The following is a 23,273-nucleotide window of genomic DNA, read 5'->3' as shown; positions in this document are numbered from 1 at the left end:
TTTTTTTATGCCTGTGTTCAGGACGCCAGCACCACCCGGTTCCGGCCACCTTCCTTGGCCTGATACAGCGCCCGGTCCGCCGCGAACAACAGCTGCTCCAGACTGATTTCACTCGCCACCGTCCAGGTGCTGATACCGATGCTCACCGTCATCGGCATTTCATCGCCCTCCATCCGCGGCAATTGCTCGACGGCGGCCCGCACATGCTCGGCTATCTGCTGCGCACCAACGCTATCGGTCTCGGCCAGGATCACCGAAAACTCTTCACCGCCATAACGCGCCACCAGGTCCGCCGGGCGTCGCACATTGGCGGTAATGACCCTGGCCAGTTCACGCAGGGCCTGATCCCCGGCCTGATGGCCGTGCCGGTCGTTGAAGGCCTTGAAGTGATCGGCGTCGATCATCAGCAACGATAGAGATTTGCCCGAGCGTTGGGCGCGAAACCACTCGTGCCGCAACGACTGATCAAGCATGCGCCGGTTGGCGACACCGGTCAGGGCATCGGTGGCGGCCAGTTGCGCCAGTTCATGTTCGGCGCGCTGGCGCAGACGCAGTTCCCGGGCCAGCAGCCAGGTCAGCCACAGAAGACCGAGGCAGAGCACGCCGGTGGCGCCGCTGATCAGAATCGCCGTGCGCTTCCACGCGCCGAACACCTCTTCACTTGATAGCGCGACGATCACTGTCAGTGGCAGGTTGCCGACTTGGGAGTAGGTATAAAGCCGCTGCTGGTGATCCATGCTCGAAATGCTGTTGAAACTGCCATTGCCGCTGCGGTCGCGCAGAATCCGCACCACATTGGGACGGGCGGCGAAGCTCTTGCCAATCGAATCGCTCTGCAGATAGGGCTTCTGGGCCAACAGGATGCCGTCGTTATTGATGATGTTCAGGGTGCTGTCGACGCCGATGTCGAGGCTGTTGAACAACTGATCGAAGTAATCGAGCTTCATTGACGCCACCGCTACGCCCAGGAATTCACCGGTGTCCGAAGAAATGCGTCGGCTGAAACTGATGCGCCACTGGTTGGCGTCGTCGCAGTCGCAACGGGGTTTGAACGGGCGGCTGATGAACATGCCGGCGTCGCGGTTGAAGGCGTGGGCGAGGAAGTAGTCGCGGTCGGCGAAATTGCCCGGCAGCGGTTCGACCCGCGAGGAGTCCGCGATGACCTCGCCATGCTTGTCGAGCAGCAGAATGTCACCCTTGAAACGGGCGGTGGTGGAGCGGTCGAACAGCGCCAGGTGACGGATCTGCGGCGACACGTTTTTCAGGTCGTCACGCTGGGAGGCGGCGATCAGGCCTTGCAGGGTCAGGTCGTACAGTTCGACGGTACGCAGCACGTCGGCGTCGATCAGTTGGGCGATCGTCGTAGCGCTGCGGGTGGCCGACTCCTGAGCATTGGCATGCTCACGAATCAGCAGAAAAGTGACAATGCACACAATCGCGATGACGCTCAGCAGACTGCCGAAGATCAGCAGCAGCTCGGGACGTCCGGTCTTGCCCGCAGCGGGTGGGGTACGGCTCGCGATCATGGTTGGGGTATCGGTTGAGAGTCTTATAAGCGTAGTTGTACAAACGTCGCTGCCGCACACGCAAGAAAAAGGCCAGCGCATAAGGCTGGCCTTTCAACTGTAGCGCCGATCTTAGAAGACGTTGATCGGGTAGTCGATGATCACGCGGTATTCATCGGTATCCGTGTCCAGTGCGCCGTAACCGTTGCCGCCACGGTTGGTCGCCCACTGCAAACGTACCGCCAGGTCTTTGGCCTGGCCGCTCTGCATCACGTACTTGAGGTCGATGTCGCGTTCCCAGTGCTTGGCGTTGCGGCCTTCGGCGCTGTACCACGAGGCGTAGCCCTTGCTGTCCGGGTCGACTTTGGTCAGGTCCAGCGTGCCGCGGGAGTAGGACACTGCCGAGGTCAGGCCGGGCAGACCGACGCCTGCGAAGTCATAGGCGTACTTGAGTTTCCACGAGCGCTCGTTCGGGCCGTTGAAGTCCGAGTATTGCTGGGAGTTGTCGAGGTAGATGCTGTCGCCCTGGCTGATGTAGTCGAACGGCGTGTTGCCGTTGACCCGCTGGTACGCGGCGGTGACGCTGTGGCTGCCGATGCCGACGGTGAAATGCAGGCTGTAGGTGTTGTTGTCGATGTTGCCCAGCAGCGCGTCGCCGGTGTCCTGGGTGTGATAGAAGTGCAGGCCCGGGTTGAGGGTCACCAGATCGTTCAGCGCCCAGGTGTAGTCGAGGTCGTAGTAGTACTGGTTCCAGATGTCCTTCAGTTCGGCGGCGTATAGATTGCTGGTCAGGCCTTCGATGCCGCTCCAGGACACGCCGGCCCAGTTCAGGTGCTGACTCTTGTCGCCGTCTGCGAGGGTGCCGTACGAGGTGCCGATACGTTTGTGGCCGCTCTGGTTGTACGGCTTGGTGAAGCTGGCCTGGCCGCCTTCGATCATCCAGCCGTCGAAGCTGTGGTTGGTCAGGCTGACGCCACGGAAGGTCTGCGGCAGCATGCGGCTTTCACCGCCAGCGATCACCGGATTGGTGAGGAACAGGTCACCGGCCTTCAGCTCGGTATCGAACGCGCGCATTTTCAGCGTACCGCCCGCCGTGGAGAACGAGCCCGGCGCTTTGCCGTTGCCATCGCTGACCGGCAGGATACTGGAGTTGTCCGTACCGCCACCGCCGTCGAGTTTCAGCCCGAGCATGGCGTGGGCATCGATGCCGAAACCGACCGTGCCTTCGGTGTAGCCCGACTGGAATTTGCCGAGGAAACCCTGGCCCCACTCGATGTTGTCGTCCGCTTTCTGCAAGCGGTTGCGATTCATGTAGTAGTTGCGGGCGTTGAGGTTGAGGCTCGAACCTTCGACGAAACCTTCTTTCTCGGGTTCGGCGGCGTGGGCGGTGGGGGCAATCGTTGCGGCGATTGCAATGAACAGCGGGGTAAAGCGGACTGGGTAACGCACTTGCGGTAAAGCTCCTTGGGTCTACTGACACTTCAATGTCTTGAGGTGCGGGATGTTTCTAATTGTAAGAGACGAACCGGACCGCTTTCACACCACAACGAAAAAAGGCCACTGAAAATCAGTGGCCTGGAAGGACGACGGTTGAACGGGAAGAGCCAAACAACCGCGTCGAGGGAAACGTTGCGTGGTGCGAGACTCAGCTGTCTTTCTCGGCTGCCTGAGCCTGGGAAGTTGCGGCCTGAGGGGCTTGCGTGGCGTCTTGAGCCTTGGCCATCACTTCTGCCTGATGCTGTTCGAATGCGTGAGCGCGAGCGGCATTCTGCGCTACGAACGACTGCGATTCTTCAGCCATCGCCATCGGCGACAGGATCAATGAGGACAAAACGAAAGCGCTGGCAATACCCATACTGTTGGACATCTTGAAAACCTTCTTGCTTGGCAAGTGCTGTTTGGTGCGGGCAAAGATAAGGTCGCCGGGCACCGGGAAACAGCGTGATTTTCATAAATGACTGTTGCGGGAATGGCAACGATCTCTGACTTCAGACCGGAAGGTGAATACCAAAAGTGTTCATCCCCCGGTCACTGCGCACGAACACATCGCCGCCATGCATCAGTGCAATCGCCTTGACGATCGCCAGCCCCAGGCCGTGGTTGTTGCCACTGTTACTGCGCGATGCATCGACCCTGTAGAAGCGCTCGAACAGCCGAGGCAAATGCTCGCCGGCAATCGGCGCACCGGGGTTGGCCACGCCGATGCTGACCTGATGCTCCTCGACCGTGATCTGCACTTCGATCACCTGTCCCGGCGCGGTGTGCTGCACCGCGTTGCTCAACAGATTGATCAATGCCCGGCGCAGATGGGCGATCTCGATCTGCACCTGGGCGTCGCCACTCACGTGGACCTGAACCTGTGCATCTTCGAGGATGAAATCGAGGTATTCGAGGGTGGTCGCTACTTCGTCGGCCAGCGACGTGGAGGTCAGTTTGGTGGCCTTGCTGCCCTGATCGGCGCTGGCCAGAAACAGCATGTCATTGATGATCGAGCGCAGGCGTTCCAGTTCTTCAAGGTTGGATTGCAGCACTTCGAAATAATGCTCGGCGGAGCGCCCGCGAGTGAGGGCGACCTGGGTCTGGCCGATCAGATTGGTCAGTGGCGAGCGCAGCTCATGAGCCACGTCGGCGTTGAACGATTCCAGCCGTGAATACGCCTGTTCGACCCGTTCCAGCGTCGAGTTGAACGAGTCGACAAACTGTTCCAGCTCCGGCGGCAGCGGCGACAGACGCAAGCGCCCGGCCCGCAGCGGCGGCGCCAGGCGTTGGGCTTCGTGGGACAGTTTGATCAGCGGCTTGAGGCCGATTCGCGCCACCCAGTAACCCAGCGCCGAGGCCAGCAGCACGCCGACAATTGCCAGGCCGATCAAGGCGATCAGTAGATTGTGTTGAGTCTGGTGAAAGGTCTCGGTATCGATGCCGATCATGAAGCGCAGAGGCGGGCGTTGATCCTTGGCCGGGAACTGGCTGACCAGCACTTTCAACGGGTAGGGCTGACCCGGCAATTGCAGGTCGCGCATGCCCAGCGGGCCATTGGCGAATGCGCGAATCTGCGGGGTGAAATCGCCGTACTCGTACTGCGGATCGCCGCTGCTGATCCAGAAACTGATGCGCTTGTCTTCTTCGCCGAGCAGCTTGAGTTTGCTGTTGATCTTGACCCAATGCTCGGGCGTGCCGTAACGGCCGACGGTGGATTCGAGCACGCTGTAGCGCGCATCCAGCTCGGCCTCCGGCAGCAGCCCCAGGCCCTTGTCCACTTGTTGATAAAGCGCGCCGCCAATCAACAAAAACACCAGTAACGCTACCAGCGTGAACATGCCGCTCAAGCGCAAAGCGATGGAGTTACTGGACACCACGGCTCTCCAGCACATAACCCATGCCACGGATGGTGTGCAGCAGTTTCTCGTCGAACGGCCCGTCGAGCTTGGCCCGCAGCCGCTTGATCGCGACTTCGACGACGTTGGCGTCGCTGTCGAAATTGATGTCCCAGACCATTTCCGCAATCGCGGTTTTCGACAGGATCTCGCCCTGACGCCGGGCCAGTACGCTGAGCAGCGAAAACTCTTTCGCCGTCAGATCCAGACGGGTGCCGGCGCGGGTGGCCTTGCGGCTGATCAGATCGATCCACAGGTCGGCGATGCTCACTTGCACCGGTTCATGGCCGCCACTGCGGCGGGTCAGCGCTTGCAGGCGCGCCACCAGTTCGAGAAAGGAAAACGGCTTGCCGAGGTAATCGTCGGCGCCGTCACGCAAACCCCGGATCCGGTCTTCGACCCGTTCGCGGGCGGTGAGCATGATCACCGGCGTCTGCTTGCGCGCACGCAAGGCGCGCAGTACGCCAAAGCCATCGAGGCCCGGCAGCATGACGTCGAGGACGATCACCGCGTAGTCGCTTTCCAGCGCCAGATGCAGGCCCTCGACGCCGTCGCGGGCCAGATCCACGGTGTAACCCTGTTCCGTCAGGCCGCGGTGCAGATAGTCCGCGGTTTTCTCTTCGTCTTCGATAATCAGGACGCGCATGACCCGCCTCAGTCTGTCGTTGCCAGCGCCGCAACGGGCGCCGGTTTGGGCTTGTGGAACAGCCGCTCAAGCCACAAGTATATGACCGGCGTGGTGAACAGCGTCAGCATCTGGCTTACCAGCAAGCCACCCACCACGGCGATCCCCAGCGGCTGGCGCAGTTCGGCGCCGGTACCGTAGCCGAGCATCAGCGGCAGGGCGCCGAGCAGGGCGGCGAGGGTGGTCATGATGATCGGCCGGAATCGCGTCAGGCAGGCTTCGAAAATCGCATCCTGGGGTGCCAGTCCACGATGACGCTGGGCTTCGAGGGCGAAGTCGATCATCAGGATGCCGTTCTTTTTCACGATACCGATCAACAACACCAGTCCGATCAACGCCATGATCGAAAAGTCCTGGCCGCAGATCCACAGCATGATCACCGCACCGAGACCCGCCGCCGGCAAGGTCGAGATGATCGTCAGCGGATGGACGAAGCTTTCATAAAGCACACCCAGAATGATGTACACCGCCACCAGCGCCGCGAGAATCAGCCACGGCTGGCTGGCCAGAGAGCTCTGGAATGCCTGGGCCGCACCCTGGAAGTTACCGCTGATCGCGGTCGGCATGCCGATCTCGGCCTTGGCCTGGTTGAGCAGGATGACCGCATCGCCCAACGCCACGCCGGGCGCCAGGTTGAACGACAGGTTGGCGGCCGGGAACATGCCGTCGTGGGCAATCGACAGCGGGCCGATGGTTGGTGCGTCGAATCGGGCCAGCGCCGACAGCGGCACCATTTCCCCGCTGAGCGGCGAGCGCAGGTAAAAGTAGTTGAGGCTTTCGGCCTTGCCGCGCTGTGCGGTGTCCAGTTCCAGAATCACGTTGTACTGGTTGACCTGGGTCTGGAACTCATTGATCTGCCGCTGACCAAAGGCGTCGTACAGCGCCTCGTCGACATCACTCGCCGTCAGGCCGAAACGTGCGGCGGCGCTGCGGTCGATGCTGATGTGGGTGATGCTGCCGCCCAGTTGCAGGTCGTTGGAAATGTCACGGAACGCCGGAATGCTGCGCAGTTTTTCCGTGAGCTTCTGGGTCCAGGTGGCGAGCGTCGGCCCGTCGTTGCTCTTGAGTACATATTGATACTGCGCACGGCTCGGGCCGGAGCTGAGGTTGATGTCCTGGCCGGCGCGCAGGTAAAGCACGATGCCGGGGACTTTCATCAGTTGCGGACGGATGCGGTCGATGAACTGGCTGGCCGAAACATCGCGATCACCGCGTTTTTTCAGGGCGATCCAGAAGCGGCCGTTGGCGATGGTCTGGTTGCTGCCGGACACGCCCACCGAATGGGAAAACGCCTGCACGGCGGGATCGGCGGCGACGATTTCCGCCATCGCCAGGTGCTTTTTCACCATGTCGCTGTAGGAGATGTCCGCAGCGGCTTCCGTCGTACCCAGGACGAAACCGGTGTCCTGCACCGGGAAGAAACCTTTGGGGATAAAGATGTAGCCGCCGATGGCCAGAGCAACCGAGACGCCGAACACGCCGATCATCAGTTTCTGATGGGCGAGGGCGCGACGCAGGCCTTTTTCGTACCAGCCGAGCAGGCGTTCACTGAAGCCCGGTTTGTCATGGGCGTGATGCACCGGTTTGCGCATGAACAGCGCGGCCAGCGTCGGCGCGAGTGTCAGCGACACCACCACGGAAATCATGATGGTCGAGGTGGCCGTCAGGGCGAACTCCTTGAACAAGCGCCCGACCACACCGCCCATGAACAGCAACGGAATGAACGCCGCAACCAGCGAGAAACTGATCGAGACCACGGTGAAACCGATCTCGCCGGCACCCTTGACCGCCGCTTCGCGCATGCTGTCGCCGGCTTCCAGATGGCGGTGAATGTTTTCCACCACCACGATCGCATCGTCGACCACGAAACCTACCGCCACGACGATGGCCACCAGTGTCAGGTTGTTCAGGCTGAAACCGAGCAGGTACATCAAGGCGAAACTGGCGGTCAGCGACACACCGAGCACCGCCGACACAATCATCGTCGCCGACAACTGACGCAGGAACAGCGCCATCACCGCCACCACCAGCAGGATCGCGATCAGCAGGGTGATTTCCACTTCATGCAGGGAGGCGCGAATGGTCTGGGTACGGTCGATCAGCACCTTGACCTGCACCGAGGCCGGTAACATGGCCTCGAGGCCGGGCAGGGCGGCCTGGATGCGGTCCACGGTCTCGACGATGTTGGCCCCCGGCTGGCGGGAGATCACCAGGTTCACCCCCGGTTGATCGCCGGCCCACGCTTGCACGTAGGCATCTTCCGAACCGTTGACGACTTTGGCGACATCCCTGAGATGAACCGGGGCGCCATCCTTGTAGGAAACGATGAGCTGGCTGTATTCCTCGGGGTGGAACAGCTGGTCGTTGGTCGACAGCGTGGAAATGCTCGACTCGCCGTATAACGCACCTTTGGCGAGGTTGAGGCTGGTCTGCTGGATCGCCAGACGAATGTCCGCAAGCGTCAGGCCGATGGCCGCCAGTTTGTCCGCCGAGGCCTGCACGCGAATGGCCGGACGTTGCTGACCGGTGATGTTGATCTGGCCTACACCGTCGATCTGACTGATCTGACGGGCCAGCAGGGTTTCCACCAGGTCACTGAGTTCGGTGCCGGGCATCTGCGTGGAACTGACGCTGAGGATCAGCACCGGGCTGTCGGCCGGGTTGACCTTCTTCCAGGTCGGCAGGGTCGGCATGTCTTTCGGCAGTTTGCCGGCGGCAGTGTTGATCGCGGCCTGCACTTCCTGGGCGGCGGTGTCGATGCTCTTGTCGAGGGTGAATTGCAGGGTCAGCAGGCTGGAGCCCAGTGCACTGCTGGAGGTCATCTGGGTCATGCCGGGAATGGCGCTGAATTGCACCTCCAGCGGCGTGGCCACGGAGGACGCCATGGTGTCCGGGCTGGCGCCGGGCAACTGCGCGGAGACTTGGATCGTAGGAAATTCCGCTTCCGGCAACGGCGCAATCGGCAGGCGCGGAAAGGCAATCACCCCGACCAGCACCAGCGCGATGGTCAGCAGAATCGTTGCCACCGGGTGATCGATGCACCAGGTCGAAACGCCTTTGTGCTGCTTCATGGCTTGGGCTCCGCTTGCACCACCTGCGGCGGCTCGCTCATGACCTGCACGGTGGAACCGGGCTTGAGCCGCGACTGGCCATCACTGACCAATACGTCGCCAGGGTTCACACCCTTGATGATGTCCTGACCGCTGCCCTGATAAACCATTTGCACTTGCACCGCTTCAACCTTGTCGCCGTTGACCCGGTACACGAAGTGTTGATCCAGCCCACGCTGTACGACAGTGGGCGGAACCACTAGCGCATCTTTATCCAGTGCCGTCTGAATCTTTACCGTCACCAGCAGGCCGGGCCAGAGCTTCTGGTTGGGGTTGTCGAATTCGGCCTTGGCGCGGATGGTGCCGGTGTTGGCGTTGATCTGGTTGTCGATCAGGGTCAGGTGACCTTCGCCGAGCAGGTTGCCGGTTTCGCCGTCGGTGTCGGCGCCGATGTAGGCCTTGACCTGGGCGCGCTGCGGATCGCTGATCAGCCCCTGCAGGGTCGGCAGCATTTGCTGGGGCAGGGAGAACTCGACGGCGATGGGGTCGATCTGGGTCACGGTGAACAGACCCTGGGTGTCGGTCATGCGCAGGAAGTTGCCTTCGTCGACCGTGCGAATGCCGACGCGACCGGTGACCGGGGAGCGAATCTGGGTGTAGGAAAGTTGTACCTGCGCCGCGTCAATCGAGGCCTGATTGCCCTGGGCGGTGGCCTTGAGCTGGTTGACCAGTGCCTGTTGCTGGTCGTAGGTCTGCTTGGAGACACCGTCGTCGACGCTGAGCAGTTTGTAGCGCTTGAGGTTGACCAGGGCGACTTGCAGTTGCGCCTGGCTTTCGCCCAGTTGCGCCCGGGCCTGATCGAGGCTGGCGCGGATCGAGCGGTCGTCGATGGTGGCGAGCAGGTCGCCCTGTTTCACCAATTGACCTTCTTTGACCAGCAGCTTGGTGAGGATGCCGTCGATCTGTGGACGTACCACCACGCTGTGCAACGAGAGCACCGAGCCGATGCCGCTGGTGTATCGCGGGACGTCTTTTTCGCTGACGGCGACGACCCTGACCGGGATCGCGGTCGGGGCGGCGAGTTTGGCCGGTGCGGGTTTTATCGCATACCACAGGCCGGCGGCTGCGAGGGCGATCAGCAGGGTGGCGAGCAGGGCCTTTTTCTTCTGGATTTGCATGCTTGTGGGGCGCCAGGGGGACGGGGTTTGGGCAGGTTGGTTCTTTATAAACTTGTTTGGGGGTCAGGAGGGTGACGGCTAACTGACGGCGCTGTCAGTTTCGGCTTTGGCTTGGCGGCCTTTGGGCCGACCATGCTCTTGGGGTTATGGGTGAATATCCGTTTCTTCGGGTGTTGCGGCTGGCGGTTCCGCTCTTACAGCGGGTCACTTTTTCAAACGCCAAAAAGTAACCAAAAGGCTTGGCCCCGGCGTTCGGCACCTCGCTTTGGCTCGGTGTTCCTTCGTTCCGGGATTCATCCGGGGGCATCGCCTACGGTTTGCTTCGCTGCACCTCCTCTCGATGCATGCGGCTGCGCCGCACGGTCGCTGCGCTCCCACCCCCGGATAAATCCCTCCACTCAGCCTGCCGAAAGGGCCACAAGATCAAAAGCTTTACTCGAGCTAACGCTCATCGTTTTGAGTGGTGAAGAGCGTAGTGCGGTGCTGCTCAAAACCGGAGTTTGATCGTTCCCACGCTCCGCGTTCCATTTTCGGATGTTTGGAAATGTGTTGGGTGTACCGTTTGTTTCTGCAGTGTTTTTGGGTTGATCGGGAGAAGTGATCCGTTAGTCGAGCAGTCCCAAAAAGGGACCGGTCGTACCCTTTTTGGGACTCTTTAAACTCCGCGCACGCAGGTATACTGCGCGCCTTCGCGGCTCATCCATCGGGCCGGACTTTTTGCTTTCCGGAGCTTTCATGACTTCCCCAATCGACAACGCTGTGAGCGATGTCCCGGCAGAGCTGGCCGAGGCCGGCGAATCCAAGCCGACCATTCCTGCATTCAAGTTTCCGTTCAAGCCAGGTGAACTGGCAGCCGCCAAAGCCGCCAAGCAGCCGCAGTTCAAGGGCAAGGATGGTGACCGTCACGCCAAGATCCCGGGCGCGGCGCCCTCGGGCACTCGTCGTTCGATGGGCAAGCGCTGATTCACTTCCCTCCTGCAGCCATCGTCTGTGATTTTCGGTCACAGTGATGGCTAAATGCTCAGTTCCTGAGCCAGATCAACGTTTAACCGATTAGTGCGCTTAGAGTCAGCAGCCCTGCCGACTCTTTCCAATAAAACGAGCGCGCTTTCCATGAAGATCAATCTCCCGGTGACCGGGCGCAATGTCGATGTTGCGCCGGATGCGAACATTCTCTCGACCACCGATCTGACCAGCGCGATCACCTACGCCAACGACGACTTCATCAGGATCAGCGGTTACAGCCGTGACGAGCTGCTGGGCACGCCGCATAACCTGTTGCGTCATCCGGACATGCCGGCGCAGGCGTTTGCCCATATGTGGCAGACGCTCAAGCGCGGGCGCTCGTGGATGGGGCTGGTGAAGAATCGTTGCAAGAACGGTGATCACTACTGGGTCAGTGCTTATGTCACGCCGGTCACGCAGAACGGTGCGGCGGTGGAGTTTCAGTCGGTGCGCACGCGGCCGGATGCGCGGCAGATTGCTGCGGCGGAACGGGCTTACGCGCAGTTGCGTGGCGAGCGGGTGTCGCGTTGGCAGCGGCTGCCGGTGTTGGACTTGCGGGCGCGGATTGTGGCGTTGACCAGTTCGGTGCTGGCAGCGGTGCTGGGGATTGAAGCCTGGCTGCGGCCGGAGTCCATGGGCATCGAGGCCGCTGCGCTGGTGGCCGGTTGTGGTGCGTCTGCCCTGGGCGTGAGCTGGTTGTTGCGACCGCTGGAGCGACTGACTGAGCGCGCGAAACAGATTGCCGACAACCCGTTGAGCCAAGGCATTTATACCGGGCGGCGGGATCAGTTCGGGCAGATCGAGTTCGCCTTGCAGATGCTCGAGGCCCAGGTCGGCGCGGTGGTCGGGCGGATCGGCGATGCGTCGCAACGGCTGGCCGGGCATGCGGCGCAGCTGGTGGATCATCTGCACAGCAGTCATACCAGCACATTGGCGCAGCAGGCGGAAACCGATCAGGTGGCGGCGGCGATTCATCAGATGGCGGCCAGTGTGGCCGAGGTGGCCAGCCATGCGCAGCAGGCGTCGGTGGCGGCGGATATGGCGGGGACGGAAACCCGTGAAGGTCATCTGCTGGTTGGCGAGAGTCGCAGTGCGGTGTTGCGGCTGGCTGAGGAGTTGGGCCGGGCGACCGAGGTGATTCATCAGCTCGAAGGTCACAGCAGCGAGATTTCCGGGGTGCTGGAAGTGATTCGCAGCATCGCCGAACAGACCAATCTGCTGGCGCTCAACGCCGCGATCGAAGCGGCCCGGGCCGGGGATGCCGGGCGTGGGTTTGCGGTGGTGGCCGATGAGGTGCGGGGTCTGGCCCAGCGCACCCAGCAGTCGACCAACGAGATTCAACGGATGATCAGCACCCTGCAGAACGGCGCGCGGGATGCGGTGCTGGTGATGCAGCAAAGCAGCGAGCATGTGGATAACAGCGTCGAACAGGCGCAACGCGCGGCCCGGGCACTGGATGGCATCAGTGGGCGAGTCGAGCAGATCACCGAGATGAGCCTGCAGATTGCCGCAGCGGTCGAGGAGCAGAGCGCGGTGAGCGAGGACATCAATCGCAACATTGTCAGTATTCGCACGGCGTGCGAGCTGACGGTGGATGAGGGGCGCCAGAGCCAGCTCAACTCACAGGACGTGGCGGGGCTGGCGGGGGATTTGCGTTCGCTGGCGCGGGAGTTCTGGGGGCGGCGGCAGGGATCCTAGGCCGCGCGCAGGGAAATGAACGCGTAGGTCTGCGGCGGTTCGGTGACCACTTGAGCGCCTGCCGCCCTTATTTGCCCGGCGATGTCATCGCCGGATACATGGAACAGCCATTCGCTGTCTCCGGCAGCCAGTGGTTGCGCCGTGACCTGATCGATCACCGAAGCAAACACGCCCATATCCGGCAGATACGCGGTAAACCCGTCGCCCTTGAGTGCCGTGGTACGGATCCCCAGTTGCCCGCAGATCGCATCCTTGATCCGGATGTCATCGCGATCAGCCTGACGCGAGCGCTGGATCAGCGTCACCAGTTCCTGATCCACCAGTTCGCCACCGACGATCAGCTCCGGCCCCTGTTCCCACGATTCCGGCGGGCAGTCCTTGGCGGCAGGGTTAAGCGCGATGTGCGGATTGATTTCGGCGGGATAGATGCGGCACACCAGCGGCCGGCGCTCGTAGATGCGGCACAGCTTGTCTTCGTCAAGATTCCGGCAGGGACCGACGTTGTAGGCGGCGAAGGTGATCGCCACGTGGGCGTCGGACGTGCCGCTGCGCACTACCGCCGAACGACGTTGCGCGTGCTCACGCTGTTGCGCCGGCAAACCCAGGCCGTTGGCGAGAAACGCCTCCACCAGCACGATCACCTGACCGCCGTCGGCCGCCCACATGCGGGCTTCGGCCAGGGTCAGGGGCACATGGTGATCGGTGCAGCATTTGCCGCAACCTACGCAGGAAAAGGTCGTATTCATTGAGCGGGCAATCTTCAATCAAGGTGTGAATCGGCGACATAAAGCCGCCGTACAGGCCCGGAGTGAAGCAAGTTGTGCGCCATTCGCTCAGGGTTTGGCGGTCGGGCGGATCGAGTCCCATTCGGTGACGAACGCGGTTTTCGACTTTTTGTTGTACAGGCACAGCTCGGTGCCTTGCTGGCCCTTCATGTGTTTTTGCGGGTACTGGCCTTGCAGCAACAGCGCGGTGTAGCCCACGCGGTCATCGAATTGCGCCGGGGTGCCAACCGGTTTGGCGTCTTTCAGGCCACTGGCCTTGGTGCAACTGGCGAGTACGGCTTTGTCGTACGCCGCCCAGGCGTCGGGGCTGGAGGCGTGGGCAAGCGGGGCGATGAAACAAAGTACGGAGAGGACGAGGCGTTTCATGGTTCGGGCATCCTTGGAGGTTGATCGCCAGGGTTTGAGTATGCCGCAGGATTTTAGTTTGTCAGTCCGGCACCAATTCTCGGCGGACCACATACATTCCAGACTTTTCATACAGCTGTCGCGCCCGCAGGTTGTCTTCCAGCACCTTCAGATCGACAAAGCCCTCGCGCCGATCCTGAAACGCCTTGAACGCATGCAGCAGCAACGCCCGACCCAATCCTCGTCCCTGGGCGCGAGGGTGCACCACCAGATTCTTGATGTAGGAACTGGTCCAGCATTGCGCCACACCGATGACGCCGTCGGCATCGCTGGCGATGAAACACAGCGCCGGATCGTATTCGGCGTCCGTTTCATATTGTTGCTGCCAGACGTCCAGCGCGGGCACACGACCACCGCCTTCGCGGTAACCGATCTGCATCAGTTCATGCACGGCGGCCGCTCGTTCAACGCTGTAGGCGGTGAGTTCGATGCCGTTCGGCCACTCGATGGCCGGCACGTCCTGGCCCAGGTCGCGCCGCATCAGAAAGCAGAAGGTCTCGCTCAAGGTTCAGTAACCCTGGGCGGCGACGTGTTTGGCCGCTTCGATCAGGCAGTGGGTCAGCTCCGGCGAGGAGAACTTGGTCAGCACGCCGTTGGCGCCGGCGAGCCGTGCCTTTTCGCTGTTCATCGCGCTGTCCAGCGAGGTGTGCAGCAGCACGTAGAGGTGGGCGAAGTCCGGGGTTTCGCGCAGGGTCCGGGTAAAGGCGTAGCCGTCCATCTCGGACATTTCGATGTCGGAGACGATCAAATTGATCTGCTGCGCCGTGCCCTGCAGGTCCAGCAGGCAGTCGATGGCTTCCTTGGCGCTGCGGGCGGTGTGGCATTGCAGGCCGAGGTTGCGCAGGGTGTGCACCGATTGCTGCAGCGCCACCTGACTGTCGTCGACCACCAGGATCCGCGCGTTGCCCAGCACTTCGGCGTCTTCCATGCTCAGCTCGGTCGGGGCCATGTCGATCTGCGCCGGGGCGATGCCGTGGATGACCTTTTCGATGTCCAGCACTTGTACCAGCGTGCCGTCCACCGAGGTCACGCCGGTGATGTAGGCGCGGGAGCCGCCGGAGCCGAACGGCGGCGGTTTGATGTCGGTGGTCAGGCAATGCACGATTTTGCTCACTGCCTGCACGTGCAGACCCTGTTTCGAACGGCTGACGTCGGTGACGATCAGGCAGCCGCCGTTCGGGTCTTCCAGCGGACGCTCGCCGATGGCGCGGCTCAGGTCGATCACCGACAACGAAGCGCCGCGCAGGGTGGCGATGCCTTTGACGTGGGGGTGCGACTCCGGCAGCTTGGTCAGCGGCGGGCAGGGGATGATTTCACTGACTTTCAGCAGGTTGATCGCCATCAGCTTGCCGCTGCGCAAGGTAAACAGCAGAAGCGAAAGTGAATCTGCGCGGGCTTTGTTGGAAGACATAAAAACCTTCTGTGGAAAAAGGTGGTGGGCGAGGGTGGAAATCGCCAGAAACTATTGATGCCGGGTTATCGGCGTCAAAAGGTTGGGCTTTAGGTTAGTTGTCGGGTGGTGTTCCGATGCCGGATCTTTCAGCTTTTCAGGCCAAGCCGCTTGGCCAGTCGCCCCAGGTTCGCCCGGTCCAGCCCCAGTTCGCGGGCGGCGCTGGCCCAGTTGTCCTGATTGCGCCCGAGTGCGGCACTGATCAACTGCCGCTGATATTGCTCGGTGGCGGTGCGCAGATCCCCGGAAATCAAAGGCAGTGAAGCGACGGCACTGGCCGGCTCCGGCGAGTTATCCACAACCTCGCGCGGCAGATCGAGATCCATTGCGCTCAGGCTGAGAATCTTCGGCCGCACCTTGCAGTTACCCAGCGCCTTCAGTGCGCTGCGCCCGATCAGGTGTTCCAGTTCCCGCACATTGCCCGGCCAGGTGTAGGCCAGCAGCGCTTCCTGGGCATCGCTGTTCAGACGCAGGCTGTTGAGGCCCATGCGAGAGCGGTTCTGTTCCAGGAAAAAACCGCTGAGCAGCAACACATCGCGACCTCGTTCACGCAGTGCCGGTACTCGCAACGGGTAGACGCTGAGGCGATGGTAGAAGTCGGCGCGGTAGCGGCCGCTGCGCACTTCTTCGGCCAGGTCGCGGTTGGTCGCAGCGATCAGGCGCACATCGACCTGATGCTCCTTGTCCGACCCCAGACGCTGCAACTGGCCGCTCTGCAACACGCGTAAAAGTTTGGCCTGAACCGTCAGCGACAACTCGCCGACTTCATCCAGAAACAGCGTGCCGCCATTGGCCAGTTCGAACTTGCCGCGCCGGTCGCTGGTGGCGCCGGTGAAAGCGCCGCGTACGTGGCCGAACAGTTCGCTTTCCACCAGCGTGTCCGGCAGGGCTGCGCAGTTGAGGCTGATGATCGGTTTGTCGGCGCGCTGGGAGGCGGCGTGGATCGCCTGGGCCACCAGTTCCTTGCCGACCCCGGTTTCCCCGGTGATCAGCACGGTCAGGTCGCTGCCGCCGACCAGATTGATTTCCTCCACCAGCCGTTTGTGGGCCTTGCTCTGGCCGATCATTTCGCGGTTCTGCTGGCCGCTGGCCTGGCGATAGACCTCGGCGCGCTGGTGTTCGTCTTCCGCGCGAGTCGCCAGACGCTCGATGCGTTCAGCGGCGTTGACAGTGGCCGAGGCGAGGCTGGCGAAGGCTTGCAGCGCGTCGAGTTCGATGGGTTCGAAACGCTCGGGATCGAGGGCGTCCAGGGTAATCAGGCCCCAGAGTTTTTCATCGACGAACAGCGGGCAGCCGAGGCAGTCGTGGACTTCGAGGTGATCGTCGAGGCCATCGACCAGTCCGTCATACGGATCGGGCAAATCACTGTCGGCAGCGAAACGGGTCGGCCCTTCGCCGGCCAGCAGCACTTCAAAGCGCGGGTGTTCGCTGACCTTGAAGCGCCGACCCAGGGTGTCGGTGCTCAGCCCATCCACCGCCAGCGGCACCAGCCATTCACCGTCGAGACGCAACAGTGCCGCAGCGTCGCACGGCAGCAAGGCGCGCATGGCTTCGAGCAGCCGCCGGTAGCGCTCGCCTTCGGGCAATTCACGGGACAGGTCGGAAACCAGCGGGAGCAGGGCGGTAAGCAGTGATTTGGCGGACATAGGCTTGTAGTCAAAGAGACGCGTTGTAGTCGAAGCGACTATAAAGGTGCTTGTGTCGATCTGACTACATAAATTTCAAATCATTGATTTATATAGAAAAAATAGTTGGCACGATTACTGGAATACATAAGGCACTTTTAGAGAAAGCTCAGGAGTCACCCTTATGCTTAGCGTCCAGGATCGTGCCATCGTCAAATCCACTGTGCCTCTGCTGGAAAGCGGTGGTGAAGCGCTGATCACCCACTTCTACCGCATGATGCTCTCCGAGTACCCGGAAGTCCGCCCGTTGTTCAACCAGGCACACCAGGCCAGCGGTGACCAACCTCGCGCCCTGGCCAACGGTGTGTTGATGTACGCTCGCCACATCGATCAACTCGACCAGTTGGGCGATCTGGTGGCGAAGATCATCAACAAGCACGTGGCGTTGCAGATTCTGCCGGAGCACTACCCGATCGTCGGCACCTGCCTGCTGCGCGCCATCTCCGAAGTGCTGGGCGATGAAATTGCCACGCCTGAAGTGATGAGTGCGTGGGGCGCGGCCTACGGTCAGTTGGCCGAAATCCTGATCGGTGCCGAAACCGCCATCTATGACCAGAAAGAACAGGCTGTCGGCGGCTGGCGCGGAGCGCGGGAGTTCATCGTCGCGGCCAAGGTCGAGGAGAGCGCGGAAATCATTTCGTTCTACTTTGAGCCGGCGGACAAAGGCCCGATTCTCGCAGCCGAGCCAGGCCAGTACATCGGCATGAAGCTGATCCTCGACGGCGAAGAAATCCGCCGCAATTACTCGCTGTCGGCCTTGGCTAACAAAGGCCAGTACCGCATCAGCGTCAAGCGTGAACCGGGAGGCCGCGCCTCCAATCACCTGCACGATCAACTGCATGTCGGTGCGAGCATCCAGCTGTTCCCGCCATCGGGCGAGTTCACTCTGACTGCCAGCGACAAACCTCTGGTGCTGATCAGCGGCGGCGTTGGCATCACGCCAACCCTGGCGATGCTGGAAGCGGCGCTGGAAACCGAGCGTCCGGTGCACTTCATTCACTGTGCGCGCAATGGCAGCGTGCATGCGTTCCGTGACTGGATCGACGGTCTGGCCGAGCGCCATCCGCAGCTCAAGCGTTTCTATTGCTACGCCGAAGATGACGGCGTGAGCCCGGCGGCGGACAAGGTCGGGTTGCTGAGCCAGGAACAACTGGGCGAGTGGCTGCCGCAACAGCGTGATGTGGACGCCTACTTCCTCGGGCCGAAAGGCTTCATGGGGGCGATCAAGCGTCATCTGAAGGCGCTGGGTGTACCGGAGAAGCAGAGCCGGTATGAGTTCTTCGGGCCGGCGGCGGCACTGGAATAACCCTTAAGACCGAGTCGTCTGTATCGTCGGATCGCCGCCCGGACCAAGCCCGCTCCCACAGAATTCATGTCGTACACAATATCTGTGAACGACGCCGAACCTGTGGGAGCGGGCTTGCCCGCGATGGGGGCGCCGCTAACTTGATTCTTAAATTCTGTTTAAAGGTTAATCGTTTCTTAACCGGTTTATCGTTTATTCCCCGATGCTGATGATAGGCGCTCGTTCGTTTACATGATCAGGATCGCCCCCATGTCGCACATCGCCTCTTCCCGTCGTTTCAGCCTGGCCACTTTGGGCCTGTCGGTTGCCTTGCTGGCCAGTCCGTTTGCCTTTGCCGAATCCGCGTTGATCCAGCCGCAGACCCTGATCGTCGATCAGAGCCTGCCCAAGGCCCAGCGTGATGCAATGGAACTGGCGGCGCGGCGTTACGGCAGTTTCTGGAACACGGGCGAAGAGGCGTTGGCCACTGCAGCCCTGTCGCCGCGGTTTGTCGACAAGACCCCGCCGGAAGGCCGGGTGCAAGGGCCGACCGGACCGCTGCTGGCGTCGAAGTTCTTTCGCACGGCGGTGCCGGACCTGAGCTGCGAGATCGAACAAATGATCGTCGCCGGTGATCGCGTGGTGGTGCATCTGCACTTTCGCGGGCATTTCACCGGTACGTTCAAGGCTCTCAAAGGGCAGGGCCAGCGTGTAGACTTCCGGGCAACCGATATCTATCAGATCGACAACGGTCGCATCGCGGCCAATTGGCATATCGAAGACAACATCAGCCTGATGGCGCAACTGCAAGCGCAGCCGCCGGCCAGCTGAACCATGGACATGAAAGGGAAACGCGATGAGCGAGGAAACGATTCGATTGGGACGTGAACGGCGCTATCTGGTGTTGCTGGGCGTCATCTGCCTGGCGCTGATCGGTGGCGCGCTGTACATGCAGATCGTGCTGGGCGAGGCGCCATGCCCGCTGTGCATCCTGCAGCGTTATGCATTGCTGCTGATCGCGCTGTTCGCGTTCATCGGCGCGGCCATGCGCACCCGCCGCAGCATTACCGTGTTCGAGGTGCTGGTGGTGATTTGCGCGATTGCCGGAGCCGGTGTCGCCGGCCATCACGTGTACACCCAGTTCTACCCGGCGGTGAGTTGCGGCATCGATGTGCTGCAACCGATCGTCGATGACCTGCCGCTGGCGAAGATCTTCCCGCTGGGCTTCCAGGTCGATGGTTTCTGCTCGACGCCGTACCCGCCGATCCTCGGTCTGTCGCTGGCGCAATGGGCCTTGGTGGCCTTCGTGCTGGTGGTGATCCTGGTGCCGCTGCTGACCTCGCGCAACCGAAAGGCATTGCGCTGAATCAACTTTTCGGCCCCTGCGCCGATAACACAAACGCCTCGATTTGCAGTGACGCAAATCGAGGCGTTTTGCATTTCAGGGTCTTTGTGAAAACGTCGTGACGAACGGCAAGGGACGGTGCGACAGGTGTGCGACATGTTGTCACACACACCGTGTCGCAGTGTCTTGCGCAGGCCCGGATTGGAGTGTTGTTACAAAAAAGGATTGGTCTGTTTCAGGGTTTTTCGGCTTTGGGACGCTGGTGCCGGAACAGGCAGTTTTAACAACCTGTGGCAATTGGCCAAAGCCCTTGGGTTATCGGGGTTTAAGCGCTTCACGGTGTCGGAAAAAGTCTTCGGAACTGTCTGATCCGAGCCAGGTACACCTACATTTTTTGGTGTTTTTGTTGAGAATCGATTTCGATAACATGCGGAACTTTTGCAAAAACGGTGATGGATTGTTGCTCTGAGCGATAAAAATTATTTCGGGATAAGACATGGTGTATAGGGCGCTACCTATCTACAATCGCCCGCACTGAATTCCCGGCACTGTTCAACCTTTATAAGGAACTGAGCAGGAAGTCGGGTGTCGAGGGGCCGAAAGGCTTGCGAGACACCCAGGTGTCGGTGCCTTCCAACTTTCCGCACCAAATGGAATTGGTCTGTAACAAGGCCTTTGACCACGAATTCGAATAAGAACTGACCGCTGTCCCAGGATTTGTCGAGCGTCTGACGCGCGACGGGCGGCCCTTATTCAATCCAAAGAAAATGCCAACCCTTGGCAGGGTGAAGTGTTGGCGATCAAAACCCAACTGCATTGCGCAAGCTGCTTTAGAGGTCGTGAGATGAGTAAAAACAGGTACCCCAGATTACTAGGCCTAGTGCCGCTGCTCGGCACGTTGTTGCTGGGAGGCTGCAACATGACCTTGCTCAATCCAACGGGCCAGGTCGGCCTGGAACAGCGCAACCTGATCATCACCGCTACGCTGCTGATGCTGTTGGTTGTTGTGCCGGTCATCGTCATGACCTTCCTGTTCGCCTGGAAGTACCGCGCCTCCAACAAGAACGCCGTCTACACCCCGAAATGGTCGCACTCGACCAAGATCGAAGTGGCAGTCTGGACCATTCCGGTCCTGATCATCATTGCCCTGGGTTACATCACCTACAAGTCGACCCACTCGCTGGATCCGTATCGTCCGATCGAATCCGACGTCAAGCCTGTGACCATCGAAGTGGTCGCGCTGGACTGGAAGTGGCTGTTCATCTACCCGGAACAAGGCATCGCCACGGTCAACAAGATCGTGTTCCCGGCGCACACGCCAGTCAACTTCCGGATCACTTCGGACGCGGTGATGAACTCGTTCTTCATCCCGGGCCTGGGCGGCCAGATCTACGCGATGGCGGGCATGACCACCAAGCTGCACCTGATCGCTGACCGCAACGCTGAAATGGACGGTATCTCCGCCAACTACAGCGGCGCTGGTTTCACCGGTATGAAATTCAAAGCGATCGCAACTTCTCAGGAAGATTTCGACGCCTGGGTAAGTGAAGTCAAAAAGGCACCTAAACAGCTTGAACAAGCTGAATACGCAGCCCTTGCCAAGCCAAGCCAGAACAATCCAGTCGAGCTCTACTCCTCGGTCACGCCGAACCTGTTCCAGACCATCGTCGACAAGTACGAAGGCATGAAACCGGGCAAGCCGCTGAAGCACGAGAAGAAAGAGAAAGAAGTGGCGGCAACGGATATGGACTCGAATTCGCATTCAGCTGCCGGGGCAGAGGAGTAAACGATGTTTGGTAAATTAAGTTGGGAAGCGATCCCTTTCCACGAGCCGATCGTGATGGTCACCATCTCGATGATCGCGCTCGGTGGTCTGGCGTTGTTCGCTGCAATCACCTACTTCAAGAAGTGGACTTACTTGTGGACCGAGTGGCTGACGTCGGTCGACCACAAGAAAATCGGCGTGATGTACATCATCGTTGCCATGGTCATGCTGCTGCGTGGCTTTGCCGACGCCATCATGATGCGTACCCAGCTGGCCATGGCCACCGAGGGTTCGCCTGGCTACCTGCCACCTGAACACTATGACCAGATCTTCACCGCTCACGGTGTGATCATGATCATCTTCATGGCGATGCCATTCTTCACCGGCCTGATGAACCTTGCAGTGCCGCTGCAGATCGGCGCCCGTGACGTTGCGTTCCCGTTCCTGAACTCCCTGAGCTTCTGGCTGCTGGTGTCCGGCGTCGTGCTGATCAACCTGTCCCTGGGCGTCGGCGAATTCGCCAAGACCGGCTGGGTTGCCTATCCACCGCTGTCGGGTCTGCAATACAGTCCTGGCGTGGGGATGGACTACTACATCTGGGCGCTACAGCTATCGGGTCTGGGTACAACGTTAACCGGGGTTAACTTCCTCGCGACCGTGCTGAAAATGCGTACCCCTGGCATGAAGCTGATGGACATGCCGATCTTCACCTGGACCTGCACCTGGGCAAACGTTCTGATCGTGGCTTCGTTCCCGATCCTGACCGCTACCCTGGCACTGCTGACCCTTGACCGTTACATGGATTTCCACATTTTCACCAATGAACTTGGTGGCAATCCAATGATGTACGTCAACCTGTTCTGGGCATGGGGCCACCCTGAGGTTTACATCCTGATCCTGCCGGCCTTCGGCATCTTCTCGGAAGTGATCTCGGCCTTCACCGGCAAGAAACTGTTCGGCCACCACTCGATGATCTACGCTTCGGGCGCGATCTCGGTACTGGGCTTCATGGTTTGGCTGCACCACTTCTTCACCATGGGTTCGGGTGCAAGCGTCAACGCCTTCTTCGGTCTGGCGACGATGCTGATTTCCATCCCGACGGGTGTGAAACTGTTCAACTGGCTGTTCACCATCTACCAGGGCCGTCTGCGCTTCACCAGCCAGGTTCTGTGGACCCTGGGCTTCATGGTGACCTTCGCCATCGGCGGCATGACCGGCGTACTGCTGGCCATCCCGGGTGCTGACTTCGTTCTGCACAACAGCCTGTTCGTGATCGCGCACTTCCACAACGTGATCATCGGCGGCGCGGTATTCGGCTACATCGCAGGTTTCGGCTTCTACTTCCCGAAAGCGTTCGGCTTCAAGCTGCACGAAGGCTGGGGTAAAGCAGCGTTCTGGTTCTGGATCTCGGGCTTCTTCGTCGCGTTCATGCCGCTCTACGCTCTGGGCTTCATGGGCATGACCCGTCGTCTGAACGCCACCACCAACCCTGAGTGGGTACCGTACCTGTACGTTGCCATGTTCGGTGCGGTGATGATCGCTGTCGGTATCGCTTGCCAGCTGATCCAGCTGTACGTATCGGTACGTGACCGCAACAAGCCGGAAAACATGTGCGAACACGGTGACCCGTGGAATGCCCATACCCTGGAATGGTCGACTTCGTCGCCACCTCCGTTCTACAACTTCGCTGTGCTGCCTAAGGCTGACTGCATCGACCCGTTCACCGAAGCCAAGGAAAACGGTACCGCGTACCAGACTCCGGCCAAGTACGAGCCGATCCACATGCCGAACAACACCGCCACTGGCGTGGTGATGGGCGCACTGCTGACCGTATTCGGTTTCGCGATGATCTGGCACATCTGGTGGTTGGCGATCGCCAGCCTGGCCGGCACTGTCATCTACTTCGTGATCCACGCTGCACGTGACGACCAGGGCTACATGGTTCCGGTTGAAACGATCGAGCGCATCGAAGCCGAGCAGCACAAGCGTCTGGTAGCGGCCGGGAAGATCCCTGCTTCCGCGACCCGTGTTGAAACCAAGTTGGAACAGGCTTAAACA

General features: G+C 60.6%; 19 protein-coding genes and 1 pseudogene. 8 read left to right on the top strand and 12 right to left on the bottom strand.

Annotated elements, in window-relative coordinates:
• Nucleotides 1-17: 17 nt before the first annotated feature.
• The 7 genes from AC07NR_RS19020 to AC07NR_RS18990 form a co-directional block, all read right to left on the bottom strand.
• Nucleotides 18-1,526, bottom strand: a complete 1,509-nt coding sequence (locus AC07NR_RS19020) for a sensor domain-containing diguanylate cyclase (RefSeq protein ID WP_495079167.1) — start codon at nt 1,524-1,526, stop codon at nt 18-20.
• A 111-nt stretch (nt 1,527-1,637) separates the two neighbouring features.
• Nucleotides 1,638-2,954: an OprD family porin gene (locus AC07NR_RS19015; RefSeq protein ID WP_495079166.1), complete on the bottom strand. Its 1,317-nt coding sequence runs from the start codon at nt 2,952-2,954 to the stop codon at nt 1,638-1,640.
• Between the two features lie 196 nt (nt 2,955-3,150).
• Complete coding sequence (locus AC07NR_RS19010) at nt 3,151-3,372, bottom strand: hypothetical protein (RefSeq protein WP_085709734.1); 222 nt, start codon at nt 3,370-3,372, stop codon at nt 3,151-3,153.
• 121 nt (nt 3,373-3,493) lie between these two features.
• Nucleotides 3,494-4,858 (bottom strand): heavy metal sensor histidine kinase, encoded by a 1,365-nt coding sequence (locus AC07NR_RS19005; protein ID WP_495079165.1) that lies wholly within the window; start codon nt 4,856-4,858, stop codon nt 3,494-3,496.
• The gene (locus tag AC07NR_RS19000; protein WP_003228008.1) at nt 4,848-5,525 is read right to left on the bottom strand and encodes a heavy metal response regulator transcription factor; all 678 of its coding nucleotides are present in this window, start codon (nt 5,523-5,525) and stop codon (nt 4,848-4,850) included. The genes AC07NR_RS19005 and AC07NR_RS19000 overlap by 11 nt, the downstream gene beginning before the upstream one ends.
• An 8-nt stretch (nt 5,526-5,533) precedes the next feature.
• Entirely contained in the window at nt 5,534-8,635 is a 3,102-nt protein-coding gene (locus AC07NR_RS18995; RefSeq protein WP_305833586.1) for a multidrug efflux RND transporter permease subunit, read from the bottom strand.
• Nucleotides 8,632-9,792, bottom strand: a complete 1,161-nt coding sequence (locus AC07NR_RS18990; protein WP_114885414.1) for an efflux RND transporter periplasmic adaptor subunit — start codon at nt 9,790-9,792, stop codon at nt 8,632-8,634. The genes AC07NR_RS18995 and AC07NR_RS18990 overlap by 4 nt, the downstream gene beginning before the upstream one ends.
• Nucleotides 9,793-10,527: 735 nt before the next feature.
• Between AC07NR_RS18990 and AC07NR_RS18985 the strand changes: the two genes are divergently transcribed.
• The 3 genes and pseudogenes from AC07NR_RS18985 (at nt 10,528) to AC07NR_RS18975 (ending at nt 12,495) form a co-directional block, all read left to right on the top strand.
• The gene (locus AC07NR_RS18985) at nt 10,528-10,755 is read left to right on the top strand and encodes a hypothetical protein (protein ID WP_495079164.1); all 228 of its coding nucleotides are present in this window, start codon (nt 10,528-10,530) and stop codon (nt 10,753-10,755) included.
• Nucleotides 10,756-10,905: 150 nt separating this feature from the next.
• Nucleotides 10,906-11,187: pseudogene (locus tag AC07NR_RS18980) on the top strand (PAS domain-containing protein); the annotation flags it as partial.
• Between the two features lie 243 nt (nt 11,188-11,430).
• Nucleotides 11,431-12,495 carry a methyl-accepting chemotaxis protein gene (locus tag AC07NR_RS18975; RefSeq protein ID WP_495079213.1) on the top strand — a complete coding sequence of 355 codons (1,065 nt, stop codon included), beginning with the start codon at nt 11,431-11,433 and terminating at the stop codon, nt 12,493-12,495.
• Here the strand turns inward: AC07NR_RS18975 and AC07NR_RS18970 are convergent.
• From AC07NR_RS18970 to norR, 5 genes are all read right to left on the bottom strand, one after another.
• Nucleotides 12,492-13,241 (bottom strand): YkgJ family cysteine cluster protein, encoded by a 750-nt coding sequence (locus tag AC07NR_RS18970; protein WP_495079163.1) that lies wholly within the window; start codon nt 13,239-13,241, stop codon nt 12,492-12,494. The genes AC07NR_RS18975 and AC07NR_RS18970 overlap by 4 nt on opposite strands.
• A gap of 87 nt (nt 13,242-13,328) precedes the next feature.
• Nucleotides 13,329-13,646, bottom strand: coding sequence for a hypothetical protein (locus AC07NR_RS18965; RefSeq protein WP_495079162.1), 318 nt, complete (start codon nt 13,644-13,646; stop codon nt 13,329-13,331).
• A 61-nt stretch (nt 13,647-13,707) separates the two neighbouring features.
• Nucleotides 13,708-14,166, bottom strand: a complete 459-nt coding sequence (locus tag AC07NR_RS18960; protein WP_495079212.1) for a GNAT family N-acetyltransferase — start codon at nt 14,164-14,166, stop codon at nt 13,708-13,710.
• 27 nt (nt 14,167-14,193) lie between these two features.
• Nucleotides 14,194-15,096, bottom strand: coding sequence for a chemotaxis protein CheV (locus tag AC07NR_RS18955; RefSeq protein WP_085709366.1), 903 nt, complete (start codon nt 15,094-15,096; stop codon nt 14,194-14,196).
• A 128-nt stretch (nt 15,097-15,224) separates the two neighbouring features.
• Complete coding sequence (norR, locus tag AC07NR_RS18950; RefSeq protein ID WP_495079161.1) at nt 15,225-16,781, bottom strand: nitric oxide reductase transcriptional regulator NorR; 1,557 nt, start codon at nt 16,779-16,781, stop codon at nt 15,225-15,227.
• 163 nt (nt 16,782-16,944) lie between these two features.
• On the opposite strand from norR, the gene hmpA reads away from it, so the two are divergent.
• From hmpA to cyoB, 5 genes are all read left to right on the top strand, one after another.
• Complete coding sequence (gene hmpA, locus AC07NR_RS18945; RefSeq protein ID WP_495079160.1) at nt 16,945-18,126, top strand: NO-inducible flavohemoprotein; 1,182 nt, start codon at nt 16,945-16,947, stop codon at nt 18,124-18,126.
• Between the two features lie 249 nt (nt 18,127-18,375).
• Complete coding sequence (locus AC07NR_RS18940; RefSeq protein WP_495079159.1) at nt 18,376-18,936, top strand: ester cyclase; 561 nt, start codon at nt 18,376-18,378, stop codon at nt 18,934-18,936.
• Nucleotides 18,937-18,961: 25 nt separating this feature from the next.
• Complete coding sequence (locus tag AC07NR_RS18935) at nt 18,962-19,471, top strand: disulfide bond formation protein B (RefSeq protein ID WP_085709370.1); 510 nt, start codon at nt 18,962-18,964, stop codon at nt 19,469-19,471.
• Nucleotides 19,472-20,294: 823 nt separating this feature from the next.
• Complete coding sequence (cyoA, locus tag AC07NR_RS18930; RefSeq protein WP_065261342.1) at nt 20,295-21,236, top strand: ubiquinol oxidase subunit II; 942 nt, start codon at nt 20,295-20,297, stop codon at nt 21,234-21,236.
• Between the two features lie 3 nt (nt 21,237-21,239).
• Nucleotides 21,240-23,270, top strand: a complete 2,031-nt coding sequence (gene cyoB / locus AC07NR_RS18925) for a cytochrome o ubiquinol oxidase subunit I (protein WP_114885397.1) — start codon at nt 21,240-21,242, stop codon at nt 23,268-23,270.
• The last annotated feature ends 3 nt before the right edge of the window (nt 23,271-23,273 follow it).

The organism is Pseudomonas sp. GW821-FHT09C09, assembly GCF_059418105.1.
The sequence above is the reverse complement of the archived record's forward strand: the minus strand, read 5'-3'. Positions and strand labels throughout refer to the sequence as shown.

Bases quoted from the DNA above. Each gene is read 5' to 3' on its own strand.
- AC07NR_RS18970 (WP_495079163.1), bottom strand. From the start codon at position 13,241: ATGAATACGACCTTTTCCTGCGTAGGTTGCGGCAAATGCTGCACCGAT.
- AC07NR_RS19000 (WP_003228008.1), bottom strand. From the start codon at position 5,525: ATGCGCGTCCTGATTATCGAAGACGAAGAGAAAACCGCGGACTATCTG.
- cyoA (WP_065261342.1), top strand. From the start codon at position 20,295: ATGAGTAAAAACAGGTACCCCAGATTACTAGGCCTAGTGCCGCTGCTC.
- cyoB (WP_114885397.1), top strand. From the start codon at position 21,240: ATGTTTGGTAAATTAAGTTGGGAAGCGATCCCTTTCCACGAGCCGATC.
- AC07NR_RS18960 (WP_495079212.1), bottom strand. From the start codon at position 14,166: ATGCGGCGCGACCTGGGCCAGGACGTGCCGGCCATCGAGTGGCCGAAC.
- AC07NR_RS18965 (WP_495079162.1), bottom strand. From the start codon at position 13,646: ATGAAACGCCTCGTCCTCTCCGTACTTTGTTTCATCGCCCCGCTTGCC.
- AC07NR_RS18940 (WP_495079159.1), top strand. From the start codon at position 18,376: ATGTCGCACATCGCCTCTTCCCGTCGTTTCAGCCTGGCCACTTTGGGC.
- AC07NR_RS18935 (WP_085709370.1), top strand. From the start codon at position 18,962: ATGAGCGAGGAAACGATTCGATTGGGACGTGAACGGCGCTATCTGGTG.
- AC07NR_RS19010 (WP_085709734.1), bottom strand. From the start codon at position 3,372: ATGTCCAACAGTATGGGTATTGCCAGCGCTTTCGTTTTGTCCTCATTG.
- hmpA (WP_495079160.1), top strand. From the start codon at position 16,945: ATGCTTAGCGTCCAGGATCGTGCCATCGTCAAATCCACTGTGCCTCTG.
- AC07NR_RS18995 (WP_305833586.1), bottom strand. From the start codon at position 8,635: ATGAAGCAGCACAAAGGCGTTTCGACCTGGTGCATCGATCACCCGGTG.
- AC07NR_RS19020 (WP_495079167.1), bottom strand. From the start codon at position 1,526: ATGATCGCGAGCCGTACCCCACCCGCTGCGGGCAAGACCGGACGTCCC.
- AC07NR_RS18955 (WP_085709366.1), bottom strand. From the start codon at position 15,096: ATGTCTTCCAACAAAGCCCGCGCAGATTCACTTTCGCTTCTGCTGTTT.
- AC07NR_RS18990 (WP_114885414.1), bottom strand. From the start codon at position 9,792: ATGCAAATCCAGAAGAAAAAGGCCCTGCTCGCCACCCTGCTGATCGCC.
- AC07NR_RS18985 (WP_495079164.1), top strand. From the start codon at position 10,528: ATGACTTCCCCAATCGACAACGCTGTGAGCGATGTCCCGGCAGAGCTG.
- AC07NR_RS18975 (WP_495079213.1), top strand. From the start codon at position 11,431: ATGGGCATCGAGGCCGCTGCGCTGGTGGCCGGTTGTGGTGCGTCTGCC.
- norR (WP_495079161.1), bottom strand. From the start codon at position 16,781: ATGTCCGCCAAATCACTGCTTACCGCCCTGCTCCCGCTGGTTTCCGAC.